Origin of the sequence: Aeromonas sp. ANP5, assembly GCF_963870295.1 — a bacterium.
GTDB classification, from domain to species: domain Bacteria; phylum Pseudomonadota; class Gammaproteobacteria; order Enterobacterales; family Aeromonadaceae; genus Aeromonas; species Aeromonas veronii.
Window position 1 is genome coordinate 1 of sequence record NZ_CAWMRY010000072.1, and the last position, 5,042, is coordinate 5,042.

The following is a 5,042-nucleotide window of genomic DNA, read 5'->3' on the forward strand; positions in this document are numbered from 1 at the left end:
CAAATAGAAGAAGGTTCGCCAACCACCGCTCACTCATCCATAAACAGTTCGAGCAGCACGTTGAGATAGCGATGGCCGAGGGAGGTGAGCTGCCAGCTCTCCCCCAGCTCCTCGATAAGCTCCTTGCTCCGTGCGATGGCGAGCACCGTCTCGACCCGCTCCAGCGGCAAGCCGGTATAGGCCTCGAACTGTGCCTTGGGGGCCGGTTCAAACAGGCGGAAGCGGTTCATAAAGTATTCGAGCGGCAGATCGTCTGCCGTCACCTGCCACTGCTCGTCCAGATAGGGGCGACTCTTGTCCAGATACCCTTTCGGATGCTTCACCTTGGCGGTGCGCAGGATCTGTTGGTTCGCGAGATCAGTCACCTTGCCATGGGCGCCACAGCCGATCCCCAGATAGTCACCAAAGCGCCAGTAGTTGAGGTTGTGATGGCACTGGTAGCCCTCTTTGGCATAAGCCGAGATCTCGTACTGGCGATAACCGCTGGCGGTGAGCATGGCGTGGCCCTGCTCATAGATGTCCCACAGGGTGTCATCTTCCGGCAGTTTGGGCGGTTTGGAGGCAAATGCCGTGTTCGGCTCTATGGTGAGCTGATACCAGGAGAGGTGCGGCGGTGCGCAGTCGATAGCCTGCTGCAGGTCGTAAAGGGCATCATCCAGACTCTGATCCGGCAGACCATGCATCAGATCCAGATTGAAGGTAGGCAACTTGATGGCATGGGCCAGTGCGGCGGCCTTGCGCGCCTCTTCCGGGCCGTGAATGCGGCCGAGGCGGGTCAGCTTCTCCTGCTGGAAGCTCTGCACCCCGATGGAGATACGGTTGATGCCGGCACGCTGGAAACCGGCGAACTTGTCCGCTTCCACCGTGCCCGGGTTGGCCTCCATGGTGATCTCGCAATCTGCGGTGAGCGGAATGCGGGCCCGCACCCCGTCCAGCAGGGTTTGCATCGCCTCCACCGTCAGCAGGCTGGGGGTGCCGCCGCCGATAAAGATGGAGGAGAGCGGCCGCCCCTGCGCCCACTTCAGATCCTGATCCAGATCCTCCAGCAGGGCGGCGACATATTCGAGGTGAGGCAACTCCCCCTTCTGGGCATGGGAGTTGAAGTCACAGTAAGGGCACTTCTGGACGCACCAGGGCACATGAATATAGAGAGAGAGCGGCGGCAGTTGCAGCATGGGGCTTCCAATAAAACGGGGGCTCAAGGCCCCCATTGTAGATGACTATGTGTAATTGACCGTGTGTAACCGACAAGGTGGCGAAGTGACTCAGTGCGCCGCAGCCAGCGCCGCTTTGAGCTTGGCCAGCGCCTGACCGCGATGGCTCAGCTGGTTCTTCAGCTCGGCTGGCATCTGGGCGGCGGTGCAGTCGTGATCCGGCACGAAGAATACCGGGTCATAGCCAAAGCCATGTTGACCGCGCGGCTCGTCGATGATCATCCCTTCCCAGCTTGCCTGACAGATGATGGGAGTGGGATCGTCGGCGTGGCGCATATAGACCAGCACACACCAGAAGCGGGCGCTCTTCAGATACTCGGGGGCACCTTGCAGCTCGCCGAGCAGCTTCTCGATGTTGGCCTTGTCGCCAGCACCCACACCGGCAAAGCGGGCGGAGTAAACGCCGGGGCGCCCTTGCAGCAGGTCGACTTCCAGACCGGAGTCATCGGCCACGGCGGGCAGACCGGTAATGCGGGCGGCGTGGCGGGCCTTGATGATGGCATTCTCGACGAAGGTGGTACCGGTCTCATCGGCATCGGAGACCGCAAACTCGCTCTGTGGGATCACCTGGATCTTCATATCGGCCAGCATGGCGGCCAATTCCTTCACCTTTTTCTGGTTACCTGTTGCCAGGACAAGCTTGTTCATCGAGCACCTCCGCAAAAATAATCTGCGCATTCTATGCGGCGCAAGCGTTTAGTAAAAGCGTCAATTACACCCGCTGTGATGGGGTTACGGGGGATTTGCCGCCATCGAATAACCAGCTTTTTAATACATGTTTCCATAATGGAATAACCAAAGTGATTAAATACCATTTCTATTCATTACTGTGAGTCAGTAGACTCGCGCCCCAATTCATTAACCTGGCTGACTAAAGAGGTGACAGATGCCATTGATACTTTTACTCGTACTACTGGTGCTGTTCAGTCCGCTGGCTATCGACATCTACCTGCCCGCCATTCCGCAGATGGCCGAGCAGCTGGGCGCCGAAGTAACCCTGATGCAGGGCACCATCACCTGGTTCCTGTTCAGCATGGGGCTGGGGCAACTGCTTGTTGGCCCGCTGGCCGATCGCTACGGTCGCAAGCCTATCGCGCTGGGCGGCGTGCTGCTCTATGGCCTGAGCGCGCTGGGGGCCGGTTTTGCCGCCAGCCTCGGCGAATTGATGCTGGCGCGAGTGCTGCAGGGCTTCGGCGCCTGCGCCACCTCGGTCGCCGCCTTCTCGGTGGTGCGTGACAGCTACGGCCCGAAAAAGAGCGGTCAGATGATCTCCTACCTCAATGGCGCCATCTGCTTTATTCCTGCGCTGGCCCCCCTGCTCGGTGGCTGGCTCACCGCCAAGGCGGGCTGGTCTGCCAACTTCTGGTTTATGGCCGGTTATGCGCTCATCGTCGGCAGCTGGCTGATGTGGCGGATGCCGGAGACCCGTCCGGAGGAGACCCGCAGCGAAGGGGCCCTCATCAGCTGGTCGCGCTACAGCCCGGTACTACGCTCCCCCAGCTTCCTGTTCAACGCGGTGCTGTGCATGCTGGCGATGGCGGTGATCCTCGCTTATGTGACCGCTGCACCGGTGCAGCTGATGGTGAAACTGGGGCTCGATATGAGCGGCTTTAGCTACTGGTTTACCGCCAACGCCGCGCTCAACATTCTGGCCTGCTTCATGGCGCCGCGCTTTATCGCCAAGGTGGGGCCAAGACGCACCCTGCGCATCGGCCTGCTGGTGTTGATGCTCTCGGCTATCATCCTGACTTTGGCCATGCACATCGAACATCCGCTGGCGATGATGGGGCCGGTATTCCTCTCCAGCATCGGCTTTGCCATGATTCTGGGCTCGGCCGCCGGGATGGCGCTGGCACCGTTCGGCCACTGCGCCGGTACCGCCGCCGCCCTGCTCGGCCTGTTCCAGATGAGCGGCTCCGGCGCCCTGGTTGGTCTGACCGGCGCCCTGATGCACGACCCGCTCAGCCAGCTGGCACTGCATATGTGGCTACTGCTGCCGCCTCTGGTGATGCTGATGACTCGGCGCGGTCGCCGCTTGTGTTTGCAATAAATCCTGTGCTCTGATGGGCACACTCAGGGGGCCGTCGGCCCCCTTCTCATTTGTATCGCCTTTACAGCATATGGCCATCCGGCAGATTGCCTGCGATGGCAACCCCACTCACTCGATGTCAGCGGAGAACTCCCGATGAGCCACACTCTCAACGCAGCCCTGGTGGGCTATGGCTTTGCAGGCAAGACCTTTCACGCCCCCTTCCTCTCCACCACCCCGGGCTTGTCCCTCAGTTGGGTGGTGAGCCGCGATGCCGCCAAGGTGCAGGCCGATCTGCCCGGCTGCCGGGTCGGTTCACTGGAGGAGGTACTGAGCGATGAGACCGTCGATCTGGTGGTGATCGCCACCCCCAACGACACCCACGATCCTCTGGCCCGCCAGGCGCTGCTGGCAGGCAAACATGTGGTGATCGACAAGCCCTTTGCTTTGGATCTGGCAGAGGCGAAAGCACTGGTCGAGCTGGCCGAAAAGCAGCAGCGGCTGCTCACCATCTTCCACAACCGGCGCTGGGACGGAGACTTTCTTACCGTGCGCCGTTTGATTGCCGAGGGGACGCTGGGGCAGATCGCCCAGTTCGAATCGCACTTCGATCGCTATCGCCCCGAAGTGCGCCAGCGCTGGCGCGAAGCGGGTGGCCCGGGTTCCGGCCTCTGGTTCGATCTCGGCCCTCACGTGCTGGATCAGGCGCTGCAGCTGTTCGGCCAGCCGGACTGGCTGCAGGCCGATCTGGCCGAGCAACGCCCCGGCGCACTGGCGGACGACTACTTCCATGTGGTGCTGGGTTACGGTGCTCTGCGGGTTATTCTGCATGGCAGCTGTCTGGTCTCGGCCACCATGCCGCGCTTTGTCATTCACGGCAGCCAGGGCTCGTTCGTGAAATTCGGTATGGATGTGCAGGAAGATCAGCTCAAGCAGGGCTTGCGGCCACCGGCGGCGGATTGGGGCATGGATAGTGAACCCGGTCAGCTCAGCCGCATTGTCGATGGTCAGCTGCAGCAGCAGAGCGTAGTGGGTGAGGTGGGGGATTATGGCGCCTACTATCGCGGTGTCTGCGCCGCCATCAAGGGCGAGGGAAGCAACCCTGTGCCAGCAAGTGAAGCGCTGGCGGTGATGGCGCTGCTGGATCTGGCCCGTCAGAGCCACCTTGAGGAAAAACGGCTGCCCTGTCAGAAGCTGTCTGACTAAGGTGCAGGTCATCGGCCGCTATTGACCAACCTTGACCTTGTTAAACCGCCACAAGATGGCAGCAAAGCGGTGTTTTATTGTGCAATTAGTGCCATTTAACGGCATCTTGTATTGATATCAGTCGTTGCAGTGGAGCTTTTTATCCACGGCACGAAAAAATGTCATTGTGATATCCGTTTTCATCGGTAACTAATGGGGCTATATTGCGCCCGCCTGCTGCCTCCCGGCTTCTTGTTTCAATACCGGGCAACGGTGGGCGCTGTGATGGTTGCACAGACCATCTCTCCATCTTTTTTTGAGGGAATGCACATGAACAAAGTACTGGTAGCCGGTATCCTGGGTCTGATGTTGACTGCTTGCGGTCAGAAAGAAGAAAAAGCTGCCGCTCCTGCTGCTGCTCCGGCCGCCGAAGTTGCTGCCACTGTAGAAAAAGCCGCTAGCGAAGCCACCTCTACCGTAGAGAAGGCCACCTCCGAAGCGACTGCAACCGTAGAAAAAGCTGCTACCGAAGCCGCTACCAAGGTTGAAGCTGCAGTGAGCGATGCCAAGGCCAACTAAGCCTGCACCTCATTCGAAGACGGGTCCCATGGGCC

Annotated in this window: 5 protein-coding genes; 3 read left to right on the plus strand and 2 right to left on the minus strand. The window is 60.1% G+C overall.

Annotated features, from left to right (window positions below):
- Positions 1-29: 29 nt before the first annotated feature.
- The gene (hemW, locus tag AACT07_RS22175) at positions 30-1,175 is read right to left on the minus strand and encodes a radical SAM family heme chaperone HemW (protein ID WP_069530073.1); all 1,146 of its coding nucleotides are present in this window, start codon (positions 1,173-1,175) and stop codon (positions 30-32) included.
- A gap of 90 nt (positions 1,176-1,265) precedes the next feature.
- Positions 1,266-1,862: an RdgB/HAM1 family non-canonical purine NTP pyrophosphatase gene (gene rdgB / locus AACT07_RS22180; protein WP_005340539.1), complete on the minus strand. Its 597-nt coding sequence runs from the start codon at positions 1,860-1,862 to the stop codon at positions 1,266-1,268.
- 238 nt (positions 1,863-2,100) lie between these two features.
- Between rdgB and AACT07_RS22185 the strand changes: the two genes are divergently transcribed.
- From AACT07_RS22185 to AACT07_RS22195, 3 genes are all read left to right on the plus strand, one after another.
- Positions 2,101-3,264 carry a multidrug effflux MFS transporter gene (locus AACT07_RS22185; RefSeq protein WP_069530074.1) on the plus strand — a complete coding sequence of 388 codons (1,164 nt, stop codon included), beginning with the start codon at positions 2,101-2,103 and terminating at the stop codon, positions 3,262-3,264.
- Positions 3,265-3,399: 135 nt separating this feature from the next.
- Positions 3,400-4,449, plus strand: a complete 1,050-nt coding sequence (locus AACT07_RS22190) for an oxidoreductase (protein ID WP_069530075.1) — start codon at positions 3,400-3,402, stop codon at positions 4,447-4,449.
- A gap of 309 nt (positions 4,450-4,758) precedes the next feature.
- Positions 4,759-5,007, plus strand: coding sequence for a hypothetical protein (locus AACT07_RS22195; RefSeq protein WP_005340533.1), 249 nt, complete (start codon positions 4,759-4,761; stop codon positions 5,005-5,007).
- The last annotated feature ends 35 nt before the right edge of the window (positions 5,008-5,042 follow it).